Here is a 22,692-nt window from a genome sequence, read left to right on the forward strand (position 1 = left end):
GGGGGCGCCTCGCGCCTCCCCGGGCCGGTTTCCCGGGCCGCCCCGGCGGCATCCAGGAAACCGGCAACCTTCAGGAATTTCCTCGGCCGGAAGCGCCAGGCCCTCCTGCCCTCTCACGGGACGGACCGAGCGCTTCCGGGGCGAGGATCCCGCCTCAGATCTGCAGGCGCTGACGCAGCCCCGGGCGGTCGAGCAGGACGATCTCCTGGCCCCGCACCTCGATCAGCCCCTCCTCGCGCAGGTTCGCCAGGATGCGCGACAGGGTCTCCGGTTTGATGGACAGCCGGCCTGCCAGCACGTGCTTGGGGAGGTCCAACTGCACCGTCTCCTGGGCGCGGGTGTCCTGGAGCAGATAGCTCACGACGCGGAAGGTGGCGTTGTGCAGGCAGAGCCCCTCGACCTCGCTCACCAGCTCGTGCAGGTGCGCACTCATGTTGGCCATCAGGCGCGAGCAGGTGTCGAAGGAGTGGCCCAGCGTCTCCCGGAAGGTCCCGCTGTCGATGGCGACGACCCCGGCGTCCCCGATCGCCTCGGCGCACACCGGGTAGGCGTTGCCGCGCATGAACATCACTGCCTCGGCGAAGCTCCGCCCGGGGCCCACGATGTCCACCACCTTCTCCTGGCCGGCGGGGGAGAGCCGGTAGAGCTTGATCCGGCCGAAGCGCACGATGAAGAAGCGGCTGGCCTTCTCGCCCTGCCGGAAGAGGACGTCTCCCCGTTTGAGCGGCTGGACCTCGGCCGTGGCCGCGACCTGTGCCAGGTCCTCCGGGGAAAGGGCGGAGAGCAGGTAGTGCCTCCCGAGCTCGAACGCCGTGGCCTGGGGCCCCTTCATGTCTCCCCCCACTCCCTCACCGCTCCGGCTCCGGGCGCCGGCTCGCGCAGAGTCTGGCATCCCGGGCCGCGGATCGCCACGCAGCCTGCCCCGGGCCATTGCGGCAGGCCAGGGGGTGGGCTTACCCTGCGCGCCGGTCCGGTAGTGCCCGGAGGCCCACCATGATCCCGCTCACGCTCACCGACCTGCCGAGTCCCCGCGAGGTGCTCTCCTCCGCGGTGGAGCGTCTCGGGCGCGCCACTGCCCCCGTGCACGGCCTGTTCGCCGTGCCGACGCTGAACCGCCTGCTGGAGCAGCCCCTGCGGGAGGGACGCCTCGATTTCCTGGAGGGCCGCGTGGTGGCCCTGCGGGTGCGGGACCTCGGGGTGGACCTGCGGGTCAGCCTGGCCGGGGGGCGGCTGGTGGAGTGTGCCTGTGGCGGCGAGCCCGGGCTCGTCCTCACCGGTGACGCCTACGACTTCCTCCTCCTCGCCGCCCGGCGGGAGGACCCGGACACCCTGTTCTTCCAGCGGCGCCTGGCGATGACCGGCGACGCGGCCCTCGGGCTGCGGGTGAAGAACCTTCTCGACGAGCTCGAGGGCGGGGCCTTGCCCCCGGCCCTTCAGGCGCTGGTGGGGCGGGCCTTCGAGCTCTGGGAGCGCAGGCCGGGCTCGCCGCGCCAGTAGCCGTCGGCGAGACCGAGGGGGGCGAGGGGAAGGAGCCGGGCGACGCCGGCCTCGGGGGTCTCCTCCCCGGCCAGCACCGCGGCGAAGGCCGCGACCGCCGCCTCGGTGTGGCGATGGACCGGGGCGATCCGCAGCGACTCCACGCCGAGCCGCTCCAGCTCCGGCACCTGGCCGAGCAACTGGTAGATCTGCGCGGACTGCACCTGAACCCCGTTCAGGACGAGGAACGGGCTGTCGTCCTGGGTCCGCAGGGCGAGCCCGTCGGGGTGCTCCAGGCACTTCAGCTGGCAGTCGTCCTTGGGCAGCCCGTGGGCGCGGGCGGTGAAGCAGCGGGCGGACTGGGCGAGGGGGAGCCGTCCGAAGGCGAAGACCTCGGTCTCGACCCCCGCCGGGCGGCTCGCCTGGAAATCGGCGAGGGTCGCCCCGGAGAGCTCGAAGGGCATCACCCAGCGCCGCAGCCCGAGCCCGGCGAGGAACGCGAGCGTCTGCCCGTTGTAGACGTTCATCCCGGGGCCTGCGACGAAGGGCTGGCCCCGGAGGGCGTAGAGCGCCGCCGCATCGTTCGCCTCCACCAGGAACTCGCCGTTGGCGCAGATCCGCTCGATGGCGCGCCAGTCGGCGTCGGCCTCGAGGATGGTGGCGGTCGAGAGCACGACCTCCTTGCCCGCGGAGGCGAGCCGGCGGGCCAGCTCCAGCCACTCGGCGAAGCGCAGGTGCCGGCGCTTCGGGCAGACGACCTCGCCGAGGTAGACCGTGTGGACAGGCCAGCGGGCCGCCGCCTCGTAGAACTCGAGCAGCGCCTCGCTCGGCCAGTAGTAGGGGACGGGACCGAGGGCGAGTCTCATCGCCATTGCCGGTCGTAGGCCCCGAGGGTGGTCTGGGTCCCCTCCGAGAGGGCGCGCAGCGCCGTCACCCAATCGGGCCGGGGACGGTAGGTCTGCGGCGAGCGCTTGCAGGCGTCCATCGCCTCGCGCCACACCCGGGTGACCCGGGCGACGTAGGCGGGGCTGCGCTGGCGACCCTCGATCTTGATCGCCGTGACCCCGATCTCCTGCAGGCGCGGCAGCAGGTCGAGGGTGTTCAGGCTGGTGGGCTCCTCGAGCGCGTAGTAGGGCGCCCCCCCGGAGTGGTAGCGGCCCTTGCAGATCACCGGGTAGCCGGCGTGCTCGCCGGCGCCGTAGCGGTCCACCAGCACGCCGCCGAGGCGCACCTCGAGGCCCGCGGGAGACTCGTCCCAGCGCACGAATTCCGCCGGCGAGCAGGCCCCGCAGGTGTTCGGGGACTGTCCGGTGCTGTACGACGACAGCATGCAGCGGCCCTCCGCCATGATGCAGAGGCTGCCGAAGCCGAAGACCTCGACCTGGGTGGGGCTCTTCTCCGCCACGGTCTGTACCTGCTCCACCGAGAGCACCCGGGGCAGCACCGCGCGGCGCACGCCGAAGTGCTCGTGGTAGAAGGCGAGCGCCGCGTGGCTGGTCGCCGAGGCCTGCACCGAGAGGTGCAGGGTCAGGTCGGGCCAGCGGCGCGACGCGTAGGCGAGGAGCCCCATGTCGGCGAGGATGAGGGCGTCGACGCCGAGCTCGGCCCCGCGGTCCACCGCCCCCTGCCAGCGCGCCCAGCCCGCGGGCTGGGGATAGGTGTTGATGGCGAGGAACACCCGCACCCCCCGCGAGTGGGCGTAGCGGATCCCCTCGTGGGCGTTGTCGGGGGTGAAGTTCAGGCCGGGGAAGTGGCGGGCGTTGGTGTCGTCCCGGAAGCCGAAGTAGACGGCGTCGGCGCCGTTGTCCACGGCGGCCTTCAGCGACGGGAGGTTGCCCGCGGGGCAGACGAGCTCCATCGGCCGGTCCGCCCTCACAGCACCGCGGAGGCGTGGTCGGCGAGGCGCGAGCGCTCGCCCCGCAGCAGTGTCACGTGCCCGCTGTGGGCCCAGTCCTTGAAGCGGTCCACGACGTAGGTGAGCCCCGAGGTGGTCTCGGTGAGGTAGGGGGTGTCGATCTGACCCACGTTGCCGAGGCACACGAGCTTGGTCCCGGGGCCGGCCCGCGTCACCAGGGTCTTCATCTGCTTGGAGGTCAGGTTCTGGGCCTCGTCGAGGATGAAGTAGCGGTTCAGGAAGGTCCGCCCGCGCATGAAGTTGAGGGAGCGGACCTTGACCCGCTGGGAGAGCAGGTCGGAGGTCGCCGCGCGGCCCCACTCGCCCCCCGCGGAGGTCTCGGTCAGGACCTCCAGGTTGTCCATGAGGGCCCCCATCCAGGGCGTCATCTTCTCCTCTTCGGTCCCCGGCAGGAACCCGATGTCCTCGCCGACGGGCACGGTCACGCGGGTCATGATGACCTCGCGGTAGCGCTTGTGGTCGAGGGTCTGGGAGAGCCCTGCGGCGAGGGCGAGAAGGGTCTTGCCGGTGCCCGCCGTCCCGAGCAGGGTGACGAAGTCGACCTCCGGGTCCATCAGCAGGTTGAGCGCGAAGCTCTGCTCGCGGTTGCGCGCCGTGATGCCCCACACCGCGTGGTGCGGGGACCGGTAGTCGGTCGCGAGCTCCAGGGTCGCGCCCTCGCCCTCGCGGCTGCGCACGAGCGCCTCAAAGTCCCGCGGCGAGCCCTGGTAGACGAACTGGTTCGGGTACCAGTCGCGGGTGATCGGGCCGGTGATCCGGTAGAAGGTGCGGATGCCCTCCTTCCAGGAGTCGACCGGCTTCGTGAACAGGTCCCAGAAATCGCCCGGCAGCTCCGCCGTGCCCCGGTAGAGCAGGTTGACGTCGTCGAGCACCTTGTCGCTGTAGTAGTCCTCGGCGGGGATGCCGAGCACGTGCGCCTTGATCCGCAGGTTGATGTCCTTGGACACCAGGATGACGGCGGCGTCCTGGCGCTCGGCCTGCAGGGCCCGCGCGGTGGCCAGGATGGAATTGTCGAGGCGGCTGCCCGGCAGGCTCTCGGGCAGGCCGTCCGGGTAGGTGCGGGTCTGGAAGAACAGGCGGCCGCGGGCGGGGGACGCGGCGCCCGCGTTCTCCGGCGCGGGCAGCTCGATGCCGTGCTCGATCCCGTGCCGGTCGGCGCCGTCCACGAGCTCGTCGAGGAAGCGGCTCGCCTGGCGGACGTTGCGCGCGACCTCCGAGACGCCCTTCTTGGCCCCGTCGAGCTCTTCGAGCACGACCATGGGCAGGTAGACGTCGTGCTCCTGGAAGCGAAAGATGGCCGCCGGGTCGTGCATCAGGACGTTCGTGTCGAGCACGAACACGCGCCGGCCCGAGGCGTGCTTGCGCCCCATCGCGCTACTTCACCGGCGCGAGCATCGCGTCGAGGTTGAGCGCGTCGCAGAAGTCCATGAACTCCCCGCGCAGGGCCGCGATGGAGTGGTCGCCGGGGACGGCGACCGTCATGTGCAGGGAGAACATCGGGGCCCCGGTGTGGGGCGCCTGGTAGACCGTGGTGTAGAGCTCTTCGACGTTGATGCTGCGCTCGGAGAAAAAGTTGGCGATGTCGTGGACGATCCCGGGGTGGTCCATCGCCACGACCTCGACCGCGTAGGGGACGACGTTGCCCACCCCCGTGCGGGATTCGGTGCGCCGGCTCGTGAGGGTGAGGCCGAGCTTCTCCTGGAGCTTGGGGAGCAGGTCCTCGATCTTCGCGATCGCGTTCCAGGTGCCCGAGAGCAGCATGATCAGGGCGAACTCGTTGCCGAGCACGGTCATGCGGCTGTCGGAGATGTTGCAGCCGGCGTCGAGCACCGACTGGGACAGCGCCTTGACCAGGCCCGGGTGGTCGTGTCCGAGCGCAGCCACCACGAGGTGGTTCTCGTTGGGTTTTCCGCGGCGGGTGATGGTCATCGGCTGGGGAATTCCGTCGGGCCGGTAATTGCCGGCGCACCAGGTTCGAGGGCGGTGATCGAAGGTGTGGAAGAGGGCGCTGAGAGTATACCGAAACCCCCCGGGCGACCAAGGGGAGAGCGCCGCGACCCGGGGTCTTCGGGGCGGATTTCTCCTTGTCTTGCCCCGAGCGGACCAAGTAGCATGATTGCCATGGCAACGCGAACTCCGGCCCCCTTCCGGGGCAGTATCGTGGCCCTCGTCACGCCGATGCGTGCCGACGGGGCAATCGATGACGAGAGCCTGGCGCGGCTCGTCGAGTTCCACGTGGAGAACGGCACCGACGGCATCGTGGTCGTCGGCACGACCGGCGAGTCCGCGACGCTCGACACCCCGGAGCACTGCGGGCTCATCCGCCGGGTGGTCGAGCTGGCGGCGGGCCGGGTCCCCGTGATCGCGGGCACCGGCGCGAACTCCACGACGGAGGCCATCGAGCTCACCCAGTGCGGCAAGGAGGCGGGGGCGGACGCCTGCCTGCTGGTGACCCCCTACTACAACAAGCCGACCCAGGAAGGGCTGTACCGGCACTTCCGGACCGTCGCCGAGGCCGTCGACATCCCCCAGATCCTCTACAACGTCCCGGGGCGCACCGCCTGCGACATGCTGCCGGTCACGGTCGCCCGGCTGGCGAGCGTGCCGGGCATCGTGGGGATCAAGGAGGCGACCGGCAAGGTGGAGCGGGTCACGGAGATCCTCGACCGTACCGGCGGCGCGATCTCGGTCTACAGCGGCGACGACGGCACGGCGCGCGAGGCGATCCTCGCCGGCGCCCGGGGCGACATCTCGGTGACGGCCAACGTGGCGCCGCGGCTGATGCACGAGATGTGCATGCTCGCCCTCGCGGGGGACCGCGAGGGGGCGCTCGAAGTGGACGAGCGGCTGATGCCGCTGCACAAGGCGCTGTTCGTGGAATCCAACCCGATCCCGGTCAAGTGGGCCCTGTACGAGATGGGCCTCATCCCCGAAGGGATTCGCCTCCCCCTCACCCCGCTCTCGGAGGGGCTCCGCCCCGTCATCCGCGAAGCCCTCACGAAGGCGGGCCTGCTGTGAGTGCACGAATCATGACGCGAAGCGCCGTCTTTCCCCGTCTCTCCATCGCGCTGGCCGCGCTGGCCCTCGCCACGCTGCCCGGGTGCGGCACCCAGGGAGGCGCCGGCGACATCGTCAAGGACCGGCAGCTCGAGTACAAGTCCGCGCAGAGCATGCCGCCCCTCGAGATCCCGCCGGACCTCAGCCGCTCGAGCATCGACGACCGGCTGGCGGTGCCGGACGCGGCCCCGCCCGGGGGTACGGCGCGCTACTCGGAGTACGCCGGCGAGCGCAGCGGCGCCGAGCGCATCGCGAAGGCGGGCGTCCTGCCCGACGTACCCGGGTTCCGGGTCATGCGCGACGGGGACAAGCGCTGGCTGGTGGCCGACGGCGAGCCGACCCGGTACTGGGAGCGGGTGCGGGCCTTCTGGCTCGAGAACGGCTTCACCCTGAAGATCGACAACCCGACGGCCGCCGTGATGGAGACGGACTGGGCGGAGAACCGCGCCAACATTGCCGACAGCTGGCTGCGCAAGCTCCTCGGCAAGGTGGGCGACTGGGCCCACTCCACTGCGACCCGCGACCTCTTCCGCACGCGCCTCGAGCGCGGCACGGGCGGCACCACGGAGATCTACGTCAGCCACCGGGGGGTGGAGGAGGTCGTGCGCAGCGGCGTCTCCGAGACCACCGTGTGGCAGCCCCGTCCTTCGGACCCGGAGCTCGAGGCCGAGATCCTGAGCCGGATGATGGTGTTCCTCGGGGTGAAGAAGGACCAGGCCGAGAAGGCCGTCGCCGCGAGCCAGACCCGCCCGTCCCAGGCCCGACTGGAGCGCGACGCGGGCGGCCCGCTGCTCGTGGTCGACAACTCCTTCGAGCAGGCCTGGCGGCGCACGGGCCTTGCCCTCGACCGCATCGGCTTCACCGTCGAGGACCGGGACCGCTCCCGCGGCCTGTACTACGTGCGCTACATGGACCCGGCGGAGGGCACGAAGAAGGAGCCCGGCTTCTTCTCCAAGCTCTTCGGTGCCGACGCGAAGGACGCGAAGGTCCAGTACGTCGTCTCCCTGAAGGGCGAGGGCTCGGCCACCCGTGTCGTCGTCGCCGACCCGAGCGGCGCCCGGGACGGCTCGAAGGCCGCAGAGAAGATCCTCACCCTGCTCCAGGACCAGTTGAAATAGCCCAGGACCAGTTGAAATAGCCGGAAGGGAGCGCTGACGTCACCCGGGGGGCGTCCCCCGGGGTGCCCCCGCGCGGGGCCTCGCAGGGGATCAGCCCTTGCGCCGGACGTGGCGGACCATGCGCTGGCGGTGGCGGACCTGGCGGGGAGTGAGCTCGTTGCGTCGCCCCGCAAAGGGGTTGGCGCCCGTGCGCAGCTCGATCCGCACCGGGGTGCCCTCCAGATCCAGGGCCTCCCGGAACCGACGCGTGAGATAGCGCCGGTAGCTCTCCGGGAGCTCGTCCGCCTGGTTGCCGTGGATGACGACCACCGGGGGCCGCTGGCCGCCCTGGTGCGCGTAGCGCAACTTGATCCGGCGCCCGCGCACGAGGGGCGGGGCGTGGGCCGCTACCGCGTCCTGCAGCAGGCGGGTCAGCACGGGCGTGGGCATCTTGCGGCTCCCGGCCTGGGCGGCTCGGTCCACGACCGCGAACAGCTCGCCGACCCCGCTGCCGTGCAGCGCCGAGATGAAGTGCGGGCGCGCGAAGTCCACGAAGGCCAGGCGGCGGTCCAGCTCGGCCTTGACGCGTGCCCGCTCGTCCGGGGCGAGCCCGTCCCACTTGTTGACGCCGAGGACCAGGGCGCGGCCCGCCTCGAGCACGTGGCCGAGGAGGTGCAGGTCCTGCTCGGCGATGCCCTCCCGGGCGTCGAGCAGGAGCACCACCACGTCGGCTGCCTCGATCGCCTGCAGCGTCTTGACCACGCTGAACTTCTCGATCCGCTCGGCGATCCGCGCCCGGCGCCGCACCCCCGCCGTGTCGATGAGGACGTAGGGGCGGCCGTCGCGCCGGAAGGGCACCTCGACGCTGTCCCGGGTGGTGCCCGGGGCATCGAAGGTGAGCTGGCGCTCCTCCCCGACCATCCGGTTGACGAGGGTCGATTTCCCCACGTTCGGGCGGCCCACCACCGCGACCCGGACGCCCTCGGCCTCGGGCCCGGCCTCCGCGGGCCCCGGGGGGAGGGCGGCCTCGACCGCCTCCACCAGCGCTGCGCTGCCGTGTCCGTGGGCGGCGGAGACCGGGATCGGGGTGCCGAGGCCGAGCGCGTGGAACTCCGCGACCGCGCTCTGGGGCTCGAGGCCCTCGGTCTTGTTCACCACCAGGAGGACGGGGCGGCCGTAGCGGCGCAGGCGCTCCGCGGTGTGCTCGTCGCCGGGGGTGCGGCCGGCCCGCCCGTCCACCATCAGCAGGACCAGGTCGGCCTCTTCGACGGCCTGCAGGGCCTGGCGCGTCACCAGGGGGTCGAGACCATCCTCGCTCTCGGTGAGTCCGCCGGTGTCGACCACGATCCAGGGTCGGGCGCCCACGCGGGCGCGGCCGTACTGACGGTCCCGCGTGAGGCCCGGCTCGTCGGCGACGAGGGCCTGGCGCGAGCGGGTCAGGTGATTGAACAGCGTCGACTTGCCCACGTTCGGCCGGCCGACGATGGCGACGACAGGGACCTGGCCTTCAGGCATGACGTGCCCTCGTTGGCGGGGGAGCGGCGATTCGGAGCGGGCCCGGGAGCGGGCCCATCAGTCTCCGGCCCGCAGCGCCTCCACGGTCCCGCTGCGCCCGTAGGCGTAGAGCACGCCGCCCGAGGCCTCCGGGGCCGAGTGGAAACCCGAGCTGTCGACCCGATAGCGGGCGACGAGCTCGCCGTCCTCGCGCCGCAGCCAGTGCAGATAGCCTTCCAGGTCGCCCACCACCACGTAGCGCGCGACCAGCACGGGCGCGGTCAGCCGGCGCCCCTTCATGCGCTCGTCCTTCCACACCACCTGGCCGTTGAAGCGGTCGAGCGCCCAGAGCACGCTGTCCTCGTCGGACACGAAGACGAGGCGGCTGTCCACCGCGAGCCCTGCGCTCGAGGAGAGGTCCTTCTGCCAGTAGGGCTTACCGCTGCCGGGCTCGAGCGCGGCCACCTGGCCCCGGTAGGCGACGGCGTAGACCGCGTCCTCGGCGAGGGCCGGGGCGGAGTCGATGTCCACCATCCGCTCCAGGTCCGAGCGCCCGCGGGGCGAGGCGATGCGCGTCTCCCAGACCTGGCGCCCGTCGCGGGCGGCCACGGCGACGAGGCGGCCACCGTCGAAGCCGTCGATGACGAGGTCACCGGCCACCACGGGGTCGCCGGTGCCGCGCAGGGAGAGCAGGGGAACGCCCTTGTCGAAGACCCACAGACGGCGCCCGCTCTGCACGTCCAGCCCGAAGAGGCGCCCGTCCACGGTGCGCACCGCCACGATCCCGCTCCCGACCGCGGGTGGGGAGAGGACCTCGCTGCTGACGCGGGTCTGCCAGCGCACCGACCCGGACTCCACGTCGAGGGCCAGCACCTGCCCGTCCGCCGTGCCCACGACCACCGTGCCGCCCCCCAGGGTGGGGCCGGCGGAGACCGGCGTGCGCGTGTCGGTCTCCCAGATCTCCTTGCCCGTCTCCGCGTCGAGCAGGGTCACGCGGCCCTTGGGGTCGGCGACCGCGACCCGTCCCCCGCGCACCGCGGCGCGCAGGTCCAGTACCTGCCCCTTGCTGCTCGCACCGGCGTCGTGGGACCACAGGGCGTGCACCGTGACCCGGGGCGTGAAGTCCACGAGCGGCGCGGGCCCCCCGGCCTCGTCGCCGCCGAACCACCCGAGGCTCGAACAGCCGCCGAGCAGGGTGGCGAGGGCGAGCAAGCCGAGGCGGCGGGTCACGACTGGCCCTCCCCGCTGGCCTCGGGCTGTCCGAGGTCGTCGAGCTTCATGCGCACCAGGGGCTGGGTGGGTGCGCCTTCGCCGAGGCCCTGCAGGGCCTCGAGGTACGCCCGGCGCGCGCCCGCCGTGTCGCCGCGGGTGGCGAGCACGTCGCCCCGGAGCTCCGCGAAGGCCGCCCGGAACGCGGCCGGTGCGTCGGCCGACGCGGCGGCGAGCGCCTCGTCGAGCTTGCCCTGGGCGAGCAGGACCCGCGCCTTCTGGAGCCTCGCGGCGGGCACGAGCTCGCCCAGGAAGGAGCCGTCGATGACGCGGTCCAGATGGCGGGCCGCGGCGTCCAGGTCACCCTGCCCGGCGGTCAGCCGGGCGAGGAGCAGGGAGGTGAGGCCGGCGTAGAGGCTGCGGGGGTGGTGCTCGACGAGCTGCTCCCCGAGCAGGACGGCGCTCTGGCGGTCACCCGCGGTGGCCTCGGCGAGCACGTTCTCGTAGCGCAGCGAGGCGGTGGCCGCCTCACGGTGCTCGTAGTCCTGCCAGGCGCGCCAGCCGAGCACGGCCGCGAGCCCCAGGCCGACCCCGAGCACGATGGATTTCCCGTTCTCCTTCCACCACTTGCGCAGGGCCTCTACCTGCTCCCGGTCGCTGTCGTAGATGTCGACCACGTTCGTCTCGCTCCTGTCCGGTCCCTTGCTGCCGCGGCGCCGTCGGGTGCGCCCCGGCCGTCCGTGCGGCGCGGGTCCGTACCCCGGCGGGTCGGCCTACCCCTGCGCCAGCCCCAAAACCCCCGCCAGGTAACCCCCCAACGCCGCAAGGGGCACCTGCTCCTGGGGCGCGTCCTGGCGCAGCCGCTTGACCGCCACCTCGCCGCGCGCCCGCTCCTCGTCGCCGAGGATCAGCGCGAGCTCCGCCCCGCTGCGGTCGGCCCGCTTGACCTGGGTCTTCAGGCTCCCGCCGCCGCAATTCACGACGAGACGCAGCCCCCTGAGCGCCTCGCGCAGGTCCTCCGCGAGCCGCAGCGCCTCGGTCGCCGCCCCCGCGGCCGCCACCACCAGGTAGGCGTGCGGGAGGTGGTGACGGGGCTGCGCGCCCGCCTCGAGCAGGGCGATGATGCGCTCGAGCCCGATGGCGAAGCCCGCGGCCGGGGTGCGCCGCCCGCCGAGCTGCTCCACCAGGCCGTCGTACCGGCCGCCCGCGCAGACGGTCCCCTGGGCGCCCAGGCGGTCGGTGGTCCACTCGTACACTGTCTTCTCGTAGTAGTCGAGACCCCGCACCAGACGGGGGTTGATCCGGTACGCGACGCCGGCTTGCTCGAGCATCTCGAGCAAGCCCTCGAAGTGGACCCGGGAGGCCTCGTCCAGGTACTCGGAGAGCTGCGGCGCCGCCTCGATGAGGGGCTGCATCTCCGGGGTCTTGCTGTCCAGCACCCGCAGCGGGTTGCCCTCGAGCCGGCGCCGGCCGTCCTCGTCGAGCTGGTCGAAGTGCGCCCTCAGGTAGTCCACCAGCACGGCCCGGTACGCGGCGCGGGCGGCCGGGGTGCCGAGGGAGTTCACCTCGAGCGTGAGACCCTCGATGCCGAGCCGGCGCCAGATGCGCGCGCCGATCAGGATCTGCTCCGCGTCCACGTCGGGGCCCTCGAGCCCGAAGGCCTCGACCCCGAACTGGTGGAACTGGCGGTAGCGGCCCTTCTGGGGGCGCTCGTGGCGGAACATCGGCCCCTGGTACCAGAGCCGCTGCTCGCTGCGCACCAGCCCGCTCTCGACCACGGCCCGTACGCAGCCTGCCGTCCCCTCCGGGCGCAGGGTGAGGCTGTCCCCGTTGCGGTCGGTGAAGGTGTACATCTCCTTCTCGACGATGTCGGTGACCTCGCCGATGGACCGCGCGAAGAGCTCGGTGCGCTCCACGATGGGGAGCCGGACCTCCTGGTAGCCGTACGCCGCGAGGACCTCGCGTGCGGTGTCTTCCAGGAGCCGCCAGTAGGGGGTGGCGTCCGGCAGGACGTCGTTCATCCCGCGGATGGACTGGATCAGGCGCTGCACGGGGTGGGCGACCTCGATACCGGGCAGGGGACCCGCGCTGGCTCAGCCGCCCACGGTGAAGCGGGCGATGTCGCGGGAGGTGTGGGGCGCATGGTCGAAGAGCGCGCCATTGTACTCGACCTGTGCATCCCGGGCGTATCCGAGGATCACCCGAAACGGCGGCGTCCCGCTCAGCGAGAGCACCTGGCCGCCCTTGGCCTGGTTGAAGAAGAGCCGCTTGCCGCCGCGCTCGTAGACCTCGACCCAGGAGTCGTGCTTGAAGCGCAGCACCAGGCGGTTCGGGCCACCTTCCGGGACGGCCGGAGGGGTGGACGCTGGCTCTGCGGCGGCGCTCGCCGCGGTGGTCCCGGGCGCTACGGGCCCGGGCGGCGCTGCGGGCGCGGCCGTGCCCGTGCCGGCCGGCGGGGTGGAGGCCGTGGCGGCGGCGGTGGCACCGGCCCTCACCGGCAGGGCGGGCGTGGGGGTGCCGGGGGCTGCGGTCGTGCCGGGGGCCAAGACCGGGCCCGCCGCGAGCGCAGGGGCGCCTGCCACGGCAGGGGTCGGGGCTACGGCCACCGCCGGGCTCGCCGCAGGTGTGGGCGGGGGCGCGGCCGCCCGCCCGGTCAACGCAGGGGCGGCCAGGACCGGGGGCGGGGTGGCGCCGGCCTGGTCGAGCGGCACCGGCTCCGGCGTGCGCTCGTAGCGCCACCACAGCACGCCGAGGGTGACCAGGGCGGCCACGATGACGTAGGTCATGAGCCGCACGGGCAGGTCGGAGCTACGGACCTCCTGGCGTCGGGACAGGTCGGCCACCAGCCCCGGAGGGGTGTGGCCCTCGCGGTCGTAAGCCTCCACGATGGGCTCGGGAGGCAGGCCGAGCAACCGGGAGTAGCTCCGCAGATAGCCCCGCACGAAGGTCGGCTCCGGCAGGGCACGGTAGTCGTCGCGCTCGAGGGCGTCCACGACGCGGCGGTCGAGCCGCAGGCGCACCGCCACGTCGTCCTGGCTGAGTCTCGCTGCCGTGCGCGCCTCGCGCAGACGGCGCCCCGGGCTCGCGGAGCCGTCCTCGGCCACGCCGGGGATGTCGAAGGGATGGACTGTCACTTGGTGCGTCCCAGGGAGACCTCACGGGCCTCGGCAGAGTCGGGGAAACGGGACCTCAGGAGCCCTGCGTAGTTCGCGGCGGCCCGGGTGTCGCCGAGCGCACGCTCGACGCGCACACCGAGGGCGAGGCTCTGGGCGCCCGGCTCGGTGGTGTCGTGATAGCGCTGCAGGAGGCCGCGCGCGGCGTCGGCCCGTCCCTGAGCCAGGCTCAGCTCCGCCAGGGCGAGCAGGGCGGGCGGGTAGGAAGGCCTCGCCGACAGGGCTTGGCGCAGGTACTCCTCCGCCCGGTCCGGTGCCCCGTGCCGGCTCAGGCAGAGCCCGGCGTTGGTGTAGGCGATCTCGGGTGTCTCGTAGCCGCGGTTGTCCGCCGCGTGCCGGAACTGCTCCTCGGCCTCGGGCACCCGGTCGAGCCGGCAGAGGAAGTTGCCGAAGTTGGTCGCGATGGACGCGTTCTCGGGGGCGAGCCGCAGGGCGTCCCGGAAGTGCGACTCGGCCGCCTCGTTCTCCCCGAGGCGGTCGTAGAGCACGGCAACGGCCAGGTGGGCGTCGGGCGAGCTGGGATCGGTCTTGACCGCCCGGCGCAGCTTGTCGAGGGCGATGTCGGTCTTGCCCTCCTGCAGATAGCCGATGCCGAGCTGCAGGTTGATCTGGGCGAGACGCGCGGCCCGTGTCTCCGGGTCCAGGGTCTGGCCTCCGGCGCAGCCCCCGAGCGCCGCCGCGGCGGCGAGCGCGAGAAGGATCCCTCTGGTCATTGGCCGCCACCCTCTGCGTAGACCGGATACGGGCAGGATAGCCGGGCCCGCCGCGGGCGCGCCAGCACCCGGCCCACCAGTTGCCCGCAGGCCGCGTCGATGTCCTCGCCGCGGGTCTTGCGGGTGATGGTCATCAGCCCCGCCTCGAGCAGCACCTCCCGGAAGCGGTCGACCACGGCGACCGGAGAGCGCGCATAGCCCGACTCCGGGAACGGGTTGAAGGGGATCAGGTTGACCTTGGCGGACCGGTCGCGCAGCAGCGCGGCGAGCTCACGGGCGTGCTCGAGCGAGTCGTTGACCCCCGCCAGCATGACGTATTCGAAGGTCACCACCGACTTCGGGGCATCCGCGACGTAGCGCCAGCAGGCCTCGAGGAGCTTGCCGATGGGGTACTTGCGGTTGATGGGGACCAGCTGGTCGCGCAGGGCGTCGTTCGGGGCGTGCAGGGACACCGCCAGGCTGACCGGGCACTCGACCCGCAGGCGCTCGATCGCCGGCACCACCCCCGCCGTGCTGACGGTCACCCGCCGCCGGCCGAGGCCGAAGGCGAGGTCGTCGAGCAGGAGCTGGAGGGCGGGCACGACCTGGTCGAGGTTGAGCAGCGGCTCGCCCATCCCCATCAGGACGACGTTGGTGAGCGGGCGCCCGGCGCCCCCCGCCGCCAGCTCGCGCCGGGCCTGCCAGACCTGGCCGACGATCTCGGCGGTGGTGAGGTCGCGGTTGAAGCCCCGGTAGCCGGTGGAGCAGAAGCTGCAGCCGAGGGCGCAGCCCACCTGGGAGGAGATGCAGAGGGTCCCGCGCTCCTCGTCGGGGATGTAGACGGTCTCGACGCAGTTGCCGTCGTCGAGACCCATCAGCCACTTCCAGGTCCCGTCCGCGGACTGCTGGCGGCCGGCCACCGGCGGCGGCTCCACCCGGGCGGTCTCCTGGAGCCGGGCGCGCAACGCCCGGCTCAGGTCGGTCATCGCCTCGAAATCGAGCTCGCCCCGGTGATAGACCCACTTCAGGACCTGGGTCGCGCGGAAGGGCTGTTCGCCGAGCCCGGCGAAGAACTCCCGCAGCGCCGCGGGGCTCAGGCCGAACAGGTTCACGCGGGACTCGGACACGGCCTCAGCGGGTCCGCTTGCAGACCTCTTCCGGGCGGAAGAAGTGCGCGATCTCGGTGGCGGCGGTCTCCGGCGCGTCCGACCCGTGCACCGCGTTCTCCTCCACGCTGGTCGCGTAGTCCGCCCGGATGGTGCCGGGCGCGGCCTTCGCGGGGTTGGTGGCGCCCATCACCTCGCGGTTGCGGGCGATGGCGTTCTCGCCCTCGAGCACCTGGACCATCACCGGCCCGGAGGTCATGAAGGCGACCAGGTCGGCGTAGAAGGGCCTCTCCCGGTGGACGGCGTAGAAGCCCTCGGCCTGCTCCCGGGTGAGGTGCAGCATCCGCGCCGCGACGACCCTCAGGCCCGCCTTCTCGAAGCGGGAATAGATCTCGCCGATCACGTTCTTCGCGACCGCATCGGGCTTCACGATGGACAGCGTGCGCTCAATCGCCATAGGTCTCGTTTCCTTGAAGGAGGACAGGGGCGGGGCCCCGCGCGGCCCGGCCCTTCAGCGTGGCCCGCCCGCGGGGCGGGCGGGCGCGGCTCGGCCCGGGCGGCGTCAGTACCGCCCGTGCTGCTTGGTGATGTAATTCGCCATCTCGACGTACTGGGCGTTCATCCGGCGCAGGATCTGGTGCACCGCCTGGACGATGGCCTGCATCAGCCGGTACACGATCCAGGGCTGGTCCTGCAGCAGGGCCTCGACTCGTTCCCGGTCGAAGCTGATGACCCCCGCCTCGCCCACCGCCCGCAGGCTCGCGCTGTGGGGGCGGCCCGTGACGAAGCCCATCTCGCCTGCCAGGTCGCCCGGGCGGAGAAGCGCGAGCGTGGTCCACTCGCCGCACCCGCAGTCCCGGGTCACCGCGATCATCCCTTCGGTGACGAGGTGGAAGGCGCGGTCGGTGTGGCCTTCGGCAATCAGGACCTCGTCCGCTGCCAGCCGGCGCGCCTCGCCGATCCCAGCCAGGGTCCGGCACTGCTCGTCGTCCAGCTGGGCCGCCAGGGAGGACCCCCGCAGCGTGTCGTAGACGGTCGACGGCTCCATCGCCCGCGCCTCGCCAGTCACCCGATCGAGCCAGTAAGTTTGGCGGGGAACGGCGGGGACTGCAACGACATCAGGACGGCATGTCGAAGGTGACCGCGGTCCGGCTCCGGCTCATCTCGTGGGGCCCGCAGGTGACGACCGCACCCCGGTCCTGGCGCCGCGCGACCTCCTTCACTGCGTCCCGGGCCACCAGGGTGGCGAGGCTCACGCCGTCCAGGAAGCGGTGGATGTGCTCGCTCAGCTCGCACCAGAGCTCGTGGGTGAGGCAGCGCTGGTCGGCCTGGCAGTTGCCGCGGCCGCCGCAGCGGGTGGCGTCCACCGACTCATCCACCGCCTCGATGACCTCGGCCACCGCGATCTCCTCGGCCGGGCGCCCCAACCGGTATCCGCCACCGGGGCCCCGCGTGCTCTCCACCAGACCCTTGCGTCGCAGTCGGGAGAAGAGCTGCTCCAGGTAGGAGAGCGAGATCGCCTGACGGCGGGAGATGTCGGCCAGGGTCACCGGCCCCTCTCCCCGGTGGAAGGCCAAGTCCAGCATGGCAGTGACGGCGTAGCGCCCTTTGGTGGTGAGCCTCATGTGGGGAACCCCGCGCGGATGCCTTCCGGCTCGATAGACCTGTCAGTCGTTGACCTGCGATAGGGCTACCATGGCATCACTGACATCCGCAGTCAACTATTGGCCGCGGGTTCTCCCTTGGGCTCCTCCTCCGCGTCCAGGGGGGCGCTGGCGGGCTCCACGCGGCAGGCCCCGAGCGCGGGCAGGTCCACGTCCGGCACCTCGGCCCCGAGACGGCGCAGGGTCTCGCACATGAGCTCGAGCTTGCGGTCGGTGGCGTGCAGGTGGTCCAGCATGCAATTGATGGCGTTGGCCACCGGGTCCGGCATGCTCTGGGTCACGCCGTAGGCGTCGAAGCCCATGCGCTGGGCCATCTGCTGGCGGTGGCCCGGCGGGGCCTCGCGCGCCTGCACCACGCGGCCCGGGATGCCCACCACGGTGGCGCCGGGCGGGACGTCCTTGACCACCACTGCGTTCGAGCCGATGCGCGCGCCGTCGCCCACCGTGATCGGCCCGAGCACCTTGGCGCCCGCCCCCACCACCACGTTGTTGCCGAGGGTGGGGTGGCGCTTGCCCTGCTGCCAGGTGGTGCCGCCCAGCGTCACGCCGTGGTAGAGCGTGCAGTCGTCGCCCACCTCGGCGGTCTCGCCGATCACCACCCCCATGCCGTGGTCGATGAAGCACCGGCGCCCGATGCGCGCCGCAGGGTGGATCTCGATGCCGGTCAGCACCCGCGCGATGGTGGAGAGCCAGCGCGCGAGCCAGCGCAGGTCGACGTTCCAGAGGAAATGGTTACCCCGGTGCAGCAGAACGGCGAGCACGCCCGGGTAGGTGGTCAGGACCTCGAACGAGTTGCGCGCCGCGGGGTCGCGGGCGAAGACGCTCTGCAGGTCGTCGAGGAATCGCTCGAACATGCGCACGAAGTATACGCGGCCTGCCTCGGCGAGGCGGGGCGGGGGTGCGGTGCCCTCGAAGGCGGGTGCGGGCATGGGGTAGAGTCTGCACATGGGAAACGAGTCCGCAAGCGACCTTCCTGGAAGCGCCATTCCTGCAGGCGCCATTCCTGCAGGCGCCATCCGGCGCCGCCCGTCCCTCGCGGCCCGCGTGGGCGAGGTGGTCATCGGCGGGGGCGCCCCCGTCGTGGTCCAGTCCATGACCAACACCGAGACCGCCGACGTGCCGGCGACCGTGGCCCAGGTGGCGGCGCTCGCCCGGGCCGGCTCGGAGCTGGTGCGGGTCACCGTGGACACCGCCGAGGCGGCTGCCGCGGTGCCCCGGATCCGCGAGGCCCTCGCGCGCCAGGGCGTGGCGGTCCCGCTCATCGGCGACTTCCACTTCAACGGCCACAAGCTGCTCACCGATCACCCGGCCTGCGCCGAGGCCCTGGCCAAGTACCGCATCAACCCCGGCAACGTGGGCCGCGGCGCCAAGCGTGACCTGCAGTTCGCGACGCTCGTCGAGCTGGCCTGCCGGCACGAGCGTCCGGTGCGGATCGGCGTCAACTGGGGCAGCCTCGACCCCGAGCTGGTGGCCCGGATGATGGACGAGAACGCGTCCCTTCCCGAGCCGGGGGGGGCGGCCGAGGTGATGCGCGCGGCGATGGTGCGCTCCGCGCTGGAGAGCGCGGCGCAGGCCGTGGAGCTCGGCCTGCCGCCCGAGCGCATCGTGCTCTCCTGCAAGATGAGCGCGGTCCAGGACCTGGTGGCGGTCTACCGGGACCTCGCCCGGCGCTGCGCGTACCCCCTGCACCTGGGCCTCACCGAGGCGGGCATGGGCGTGAAGGGGATCGTGGCCTCGACGGCGGCGCTCGCCGTGCTCCTGCAGGAGGGGATCGGCGACACCATCCGGGTCTCGCTGACGCCGGAGCCCGGGGGGGACCGGGCCGCCGAGGTGCGGGTCGCCCAGGAGGTGCTGCAGTCCATGGGCCTGCGCGCCTTCGCCCCGACCGTGGTCTCCTGCCCCGGGTGCGGGCGCACCGCGAGCACCTACTTCCAGGAGCTTGCCCGGGACATCGAGGCCTACCTGCGCCGCCAGCTGCCCGAGTGGCGCCGGGAGCTCCCCGGGGTGGAGCACCTGACCGTGGCCGTGATGGGCTGCGTGGTGAACGGGCCGGGTGAGAGCAAGCACGCCGACATCGGGATCAGCCTGCCCGGGACCGGGGAGCACCCGGTAGCCCCCGTGTACGTGGACGGGGAGCGGGCGGTGACGCTGCGCGGGGACCGGATCGCCGAGGAGTTCCAGGCGCTGGTCGAGGGCTACGTGCGCGAGCGCTACGGGCGGGGTGCCTCCCACGGCTGAGGGGACGGCGCCCGGTGGGCTCCAGGCGCGCCGCCTCGGGCGGGTGGGCTACGCGAGCGCCTGGGAGTCCATGCGCCGCTTCACCGGGGAGCGCGGACCGGCGACCCCCGACGAGGTCTGGCTGCTGGAGCACCCGCCGGTCTACACCCTCGGCCGGGCCGGGCGGGAAGAGCACGTGCGCGACCCGGGGGCAATCCCGGTGGTGCGCTCGGATCGCGGTGGGCAGGTGACCTATCACGGGCCGGGGCAGCTCGTGGCCTACGTGCTGGTGGACCTCGGCCGGCGGCGGCTCGGGGTGCGGCGCTTCGTGGAGCTCCTGGAAGAGGCGGTCCTGGGCACCCTGGCCGCGGGCGGCGTGGCCGGGGACCGGCGGGCGGGCGCCCCCGGCGTCTACGTCGAGGGGCGCAAGGTCGCCTCGCTCGGCCTGCGGGTGCGTCAGGGGCGGACCTACCACGGCCTCGCCCTGAACGTGGACCTGGACCTGGAGCCCTTCGCACGCATCGACCCCTGCGGGTACCGGGGGCTCGCCGTCACGCGCCTGCGGGACCTGGGCGTCCCCTGGGGGGTGGAGGAGGCCGGAGAGCGGCTCCTCGCGGCGCTCGGCCGGAGGCTGGGCGAGGAAAGCGGCGCCGCGTGCGCTACCATCCCCACCCCGGACGCGGGGTAGGAGCCTGGCCCGATGTCTCTCGGACCCTTGATGATCGACCTGGCGGGCACCGAGCTCAGCGCCGAGGAGCGTGAGCTGCTGCGCGACCCTCGGGTGGGCGGCGTGATCCTCTTCAGCCGCAACTTCGTGGACCCGGCGCAGCTCGCCGCGCTCGTCGCCGAGGTGCACGGGGTGCGCAGCCCCCCGCTCCTGGTGGCGGTCGACCACGAGGGCGGGCGGGTGCAGCGCTTCCGGGGCGGTTTCACGGCGCTGCCGGCCGCCGCGCGCTACGGCGAGGCCTACGACCACGCCCCCGCGAGGGCGCTGCAGGTCGCGGAGACCGGGGGCTGGCTGATGGCGGCCGAGCTCCGGGCGGTCGGGGTGGACCTCAGCTTCGCCCCCGTGCTGGACCTCAACCGCGGCGTGAGCCACGTCATCGGCGATCGCGCCTTCCACGCCCGCCCGGAGGCCGCCGCCGAGCTGGCCCGTGCCTTCATGCGGGGGATGCAGCGGGCCGGGATGGCCGCGGTGGGCAAGCACTTCCCCGGCCACGGCAGCGTCGCGGCGGACTCCCACGTGGCGCTGCCCGTGGACCCGCGCCCCCTCGCGGACATCCGGGCGGAGGACCTCCTCGTCTTCGAGCGCCTCGTCCACTACGGGCTGCCGGCCATCATGCCGGCCCACGTGGTGTTCCCCGCGGTGGACGATCGCCCCGCGGGGTTCTCCCGGACCTGGCTGCAGGAGATCCTGCGGGGGCAGCTCGGGTTCCAGGGGGCCATCGTGAGCGACGACCTGAGCATGGCCGGGGCGACCTTCGTGGCGAGCCGGGGGGCCCGGGCCCGGGCGGCCCTGGACGCGGGGTGCGACCTCCTGCTGCTCTGCAACGACCCCGGGGGGGTCGGCGAGGTGCTGAACGCGCTCGCCGGTTACCGCAACCCGGTGTCCCAGGCGCGCCTCGCCCGCCTGCACGGCCGCGGCCACGCGCTGCGGGGGGACCTCGAGGCGAGCGCCGGTTGGCGCGACGCCGCGACCCTCATCGCCCGCCTGGAGCGCGAGCCGGAGCTGGCGCTCGGGGACGACGGCCTGGCTTAGGAGACTTCCGGCCGTCGTTACAATCGCCCCGGAGAAAGGCTAATCTTCGCCCTGCGCGCGCAATTCCAAGGGGCAACGGCTACCTCCGTGACTGCCGCACCTTCCCACTCGCGCGCCGACGCCACCTCGCTGTTGCAGTGGGTGTGGCGCTCGTACTTTCGCACCGCGCTGATCCCGCTGCTGGTGGTCGAGGTGGCGTTCATCACCATCTATCTGGTGGCCAACCATCTCGCTACCCAGGAGAACATCGGTGCGGTCCGCGCCATCGCCAGCGACGAGCTGCGTCGCATCACCCAGCGCGAGGCGGTGGTGATTCAGCAGCAGTTGCGGGCCATCTCCCAGGTGACGGACCTGTTGCGCCGGCAGACCGCCACCATTCTGGCGACGCCCGCCTGGCTGGCGAGCGGGCCTACCATCCCTCCTACGTCCAGAAGATCGAGCGGCTGCGCGGGATGGAATGGCCGGGTCGCGCCGCGCTCATGGAACTGTACGCGCAGGCGTGGGACCACAAGTTCCATCCCGACTACGCCCGTTTTGCCCGCGAGGACACCGCCGCCTGGCAGGGCCGGGTGGTCGGGGCCTGGCTCGACACGCTCCGCTGGCTCGAGGGCGTGCGCACCGGGACGCCCGTGGACCGGTGGGATGCCTACTGCTCGCCTGGCCTTTCCAAGGGCCAGGGTGGGGGCGCTGGGGGTTGGTTGCGCAACCTGGCGATCACCGTGCGCGACTTCGGGCCGGCCGAGCCCTGGCGCCGCCCGCGCTGGTCGCTGCGCTACCCGCGGGAGCGCCTGATCTCGGCGCTGCCTCTGTTGCTGTCGCCGCCGCAGGCCAGGGCGACTCCGCCGCTCGCCGCGGCGCTGGCCCTTGCGGCCGGCACGCCGTGGCGCGACACGGCCGAGGCCTTCCTGCGCCTGTGGCGCCGGTACGCGTGAGGACGCCGCCGGCGGCGAGGCCGGCCCTGTCAGTGCAGCACGGAGGACAGCAACGAGCGGTAGCGCGACACCAGGGGGCCGGATCCGCCCAGGAGGTCGAACACCGTGACCATCGTCTTGCGCGCGGCGCCGCCGCGGAAGTGGCGGTCCTGCTGCAGGATGGAGTACAGCAGCTCGAGCGCCCCCTCGTAGTCGGAGGTCAGGATCCGGTGCGCGGCCAGGTGGTAGCGGGCCTCGAGATCGGAGGGCTGTGCGGCCACCTGGCGCTCGAGCGCGGCGCGGTCGGGCGCCTCCTGGACGAGGCGGGCGAGCGCGAGGCGGCTCTGCATCGCGGTCACGTCGGGGTCGAGCTGGCGGTTGGCGGGGAGCCCCCGCAGGACCTCCTCGGCCTCGGCGAACCGGCTGAGGTCCCCCAGGACCCCGGCGAGGTCCAGGGGCACGCGCGGGTTCTCGGGGTCCTGGGCGAGGGCCTCGCGCAGGAGCGCCACCGCCGTCTCGCCCTGTCCCTCGGCGTGCGCCGCGAGGGCCTGCTCGCGCTGGGTGTCGGACTCGCGGGCGACGTGGGCGGAGAGGAACTCGCGCACCGCCCCTGCGGGCAGGGCACCCATGAACTCATCCACCACCTGCCCGTCCCGGAAGAGCTTCACCGTCGGCAGGCTGCGCACCCCGTAGCGGGCCGCAAGCCCCTGTTCCACGTCGGTGTCGACCTTCGCCACGAGGAGCTTGCCCTGGTAGTCCTCGGCGAGCTTTTCCAGCACCGGCGCCAGCATCCGGCACGGCGCACACCAGGACGCCCAGAAGTCCACCAGCACCGGCACGCGGCGCGAGGTCTCGAGGACCCGTTCCTGGAAGGCCGCCTCGGTGACGTCGAACACGAAGGGAGATGGACTCATGGACACCG

Annotated in this window: 24 protein-coding genes; 7 read left to right on the forward strand and 17 right to left on the reverse strand. The window is 72.8% G+C overall.

From position 1 onward, the window contains the following. Nucleotides 1-154 precede the first annotated feature (154 nt). On the reverse strand, nt 155-832 hold the full coding sequence (locus tag KA217_05220) for a Crp/Fnr family transcriptional regulator (GenBank protein ID MBP7711851.1): 678 nt from the start codon (nt 830-832) through the stop codon (nt 155-157). A 161-nt stretch (nt 833-993) separates the two neighbouring features. Between KA217_05220 and KA217_05225 the strand changes: the two genes are divergently transcribed. After that, entirely contained in the window at nt 994-1,497 is a 504-nt protein-coding gene (locus KA217_05225) for an SCP2 sterol-binding domain-containing protein (GenBank protein MBP7711852.1), read from the forward strand. Here the strand turns inward: KA217_05225 and KA217_05230 are convergent. From KA217_05230 to KA217_05245, 4 genes are read right to left on the reverse strand one after another with little or no spacing between them, the layout of a single operon-like run. After that, complete coding sequence (locus KA217_05230; GenBank protein MBP7711853.1) at nt 1,434-2,342, reverse strand: U32 family peptidase; 909 nt, start codon at nt 2,340-2,342, stop codon at nt 1,434-1,436. The two genes, KA217_05225 and KA217_05230, sit on opposite strands and share 64 nt — an antisense overlap. Then, nucleotides 2,339-3,334: a U32 family peptidase gene (locus KA217_05235; protein MBP7711854.1), complete on the reverse strand. Its 996-nt coding sequence runs from the start codon at nt 3,332-3,334 to the stop codon at nt 2,339-2,341. The genes KA217_05230 and KA217_05235 overlap by 4 nt, the downstream gene beginning before the upstream one ends. Before the next feature lie 14 nt (nt 3,335-3,348). Beyond that, entirely contained in the window at nt 3,349-4,761 is a 1,413-nt protein-coding gene (locus tag KA217_05240; GenBank protein ID MBP7711855.1) for a PhoH family protein, read from the reverse strand. Between the two features lie 4 nt (nt 4,762-4,765). After that, nucleotides 4,766-5,320, reverse strand: coding sequence for a glycine cleavage system protein R (locus KA217_05245; protein MBP7711856.1), 555 nt, complete (start codon nt 5,318-5,320; stop codon nt 4,766-4,768). 192 nt (nt 5,321-5,512) lie between these two features. Here KA217_05245 and KA217_05250 point away from each other — a divergent pair, with 192 nt between their 5' ends. Continuing rightward, entirely contained in the window at nt 5,513-6,409 is an 897-nt protein-coding gene (locus KA217_05250) for a 4-hydroxy-tetrahydrodipicolinate synthase (GenBank protein ID MBP7711857.1), read from the forward strand. Nucleotides 6,410-6,420: 11 nt separating this feature from the next. Continuing rightward, the gene (gene bamC / locus KA217_05255) at nt 6,421-7,566 is read left to right on the forward strand and encodes an outer membrane protein assembly factor BamC (GenBank protein MBP7711858.1); all 1,146 of its coding nucleotides are present in this window, start codon (nt 6,421-6,423) and stop codon (nt 7,564-7,566) included. Nucleotides 7,567-7,656: 90 nt separating this feature from the next. Here bamC and der read toward each other — a convergent pair whose 3' ends face one another. The 11 genes from der to cysE all read right to left on the reverse strand — a co-directional run bounded on the left by der (nt 7,657) and on the right by cysE (nt 17,737). Continuing rightward, entirely contained in the window at nt 7,657-9,060 is a 1,404-nt protein-coding gene (gene der / locus KA217_05260) for a ribosome biogenesis GTPase Der (protein ID MBP7711859.1), read from the reverse strand. Nucleotides 9,061-9,117: 57 nt separating this feature from the next. Then, complete coding sequence (gene bamB, locus KA217_05265; GenBank protein ID MBP7711860.1) at nt 9,118-10,269, reverse strand: outer membrane protein assembly factor BamB; 1,152 nt, start codon at nt 10,267-10,269, stop codon at nt 9,118-9,120. Next, nucleotides 10,266-10,925 carry a tetratricopeptide repeat protein gene (locus KA217_05270; protein MBP7711861.1) on the reverse strand — a complete coding sequence of 220 codons (660 nt, stop codon included), beginning with the start codon at nt 10,923-10,925 and terminating at the stop codon, nt 10,266-10,268. Before KA217_05270 ends, bamB begins: the two co-directional genes overlap by 4 nt. A 96-nt stretch (nt 10,926-11,021) precedes the next feature. Next, on the reverse strand, nt 11,022-12,299 hold the full coding sequence (hisS, locus tag KA217_05275; GenBank protein ID MBP7711862.1) for a histidine--tRNA ligase: 1,278 nt from the start codon (nt 12,297-12,299) through the stop codon (nt 11,022-11,024). Between the two features lie 42 nt (nt 12,300-12,341). Further along, entirely contained in the window at nt 12,342-13,382 is a 1,041-nt protein-coding gene (locus KA217_05280) for a helix-turn-helix domain-containing protein (protein MBP7711863.1), read from the reverse strand. Beyond that, nucleotides 13,379-14,134 carry a type IV pilus biogenesis/stability protein PilW gene (gene pilW / locus KA217_05285; protein MBP7711864.1) on the reverse strand — a complete coding sequence of 252 codons (756 nt, stop codon included), beginning with the start codon at nt 14,132-14,134 and terminating at the stop codon, nt 13,379-13,381. The genes KA217_05280 and pilW overlap by 4 nt, the downstream gene beginning before the upstream one ends. Continuing rightward, nucleotides 14,131-15,240, reverse strand: coding sequence for a 23S rRNA (adenine(2503)-C(2))-methyltransferase RlmN (gene rlmN, locus KA217_05290; GenBank protein MBP7711865.1), 1,110 nt, complete (start codon nt 15,238-15,240; stop codon nt 14,131-14,133). The genes pilW and rlmN overlap by 4 nt, the downstream gene beginning before the upstream one ends. Nucleotides 15,241-15,244: 4 nt before the next feature. Next, entirely contained in the window at nt 15,245-15,676 is a 432-nt protein-coding gene (gene ndk, locus KA217_05295; GenBank protein MBP7711866.1) for a nucleoside-diphosphate kinase, read from the reverse strand. A 105-nt stretch (nt 15,677-15,781) separates the two neighbouring features. Continuing rightward, nucleotides 15,782-16,267 (reverse strand): cyclic nucleotide-binding domain-containing protein, encoded by a 486-nt coding sequence (locus KA217_05300; GenBank protein ID MBP7711867.1) that lies wholly within the window; start codon nt 16,265-16,267, stop codon nt 15,782-15,784. A gap of 70 nt (nt 16,268-16,337) precedes the next feature. Then, nucleotides 16,338-16,844 (reverse strand): Fe-S cluster assembly transcriptional regulator IscR, encoded by a 507-nt coding sequence (iscR, locus tag KA217_05305; GenBank protein ID MBP7711868.1) that lies wholly within the window; start codon nt 16,842-16,844, stop codon nt 16,338-16,340. A gap of 92 nt (nt 16,845-16,936) precedes the next feature. Next, nucleotides 16,937-17,737: a serine O-acetyltransferase gene (gene cysE, locus KA217_05310; GenBank protein ID MBP7711869.1), complete on the reverse strand. Its 801-nt coding sequence runs from the start codon at nt 17,735-17,737 to the stop codon at nt 16,937-16,939. Nucleotides 17,738-17,828: 91 nt separating this feature from the next. On the opposite strand from cysE, the gene ispG reads away from it, so the two are divergent. The 4 genes from ispG (at nt 17,829) to KA217_05330 (ending at nt 21,791) form a co-directional block, all read left to right on the forward strand. After that, the gene (gene ispG, locus KA217_05315) at nt 17,829-19,121 is read left to right on the forward strand and encodes a flavodoxin-dependent (E)-4-hydroxy-3-methylbut-2-enyl-diphosphate synthase (protein ID MBP7711870.1); all 1,293 of its coding nucleotides are present in this window, start codon (nt 17,829-17,831) and stop codon (nt 19,119-19,121) included. Next, a complete protein-coding gene (gene lipB / locus KA217_05320; protein MBP7711871.1) occupies nt 19,105-19,788 on the forward strand; it encodes a lipoyl(octanoyl) transferase LipB in 684 nt (227 codons plus the stop codon). Before ispG ends, lipB begins: the two co-directional genes overlap by 17 nt. A 12-nt stretch (nt 19,789-19,800) precedes the next feature. Then, nucleotides 19,801-20,859 (forward strand): beta-N-acetylhexosaminidase, encoded by a 1,059-nt coding sequence (gene nagZ / locus KA217_05325; protein ID MBP7711872.1) that lies wholly within the window; start codon nt 19,801-19,803, stop codon nt 20,857-20,859. A gap of 452 nt (nt 20,860-21,311) precedes the next feature. Further along, nucleotides 21,312-21,791: a hypothetical protein gene (locus KA217_05330; protein MBP7711873.1), complete on the forward strand. Its 480-nt coding sequence runs from the start codon at nt 21,312-21,314 to the stop codon at nt 21,789-21,791. A 29-nt stretch (nt 21,792-21,820) separates the two neighbouring features. Here the strand turns inward: KA217_05330 and trxA are convergent, their stop codons facing one another. Continuing rightward, nucleotides 21,821-22,684, reverse strand: coding sequence for a thioredoxin (trxA, locus tag KA217_05335; GenBank protein ID MBP7711874.1), 864 nt, complete (start codon nt 22,682-22,684; stop codon nt 21,821-21,823). Between the last annotated feature and the right edge of the window lie 8 nt (nt 22,685-22,692).

The organism is Gammaproteobacteria bacterium (assembly GCA_017999615.1).
In the GTDB taxonomy this organism is placed as follows: Bacteria; Pseudomonadota; Gammaproteobacteria; order JAABTG01; family JAABTG01; genus JAGNLM01.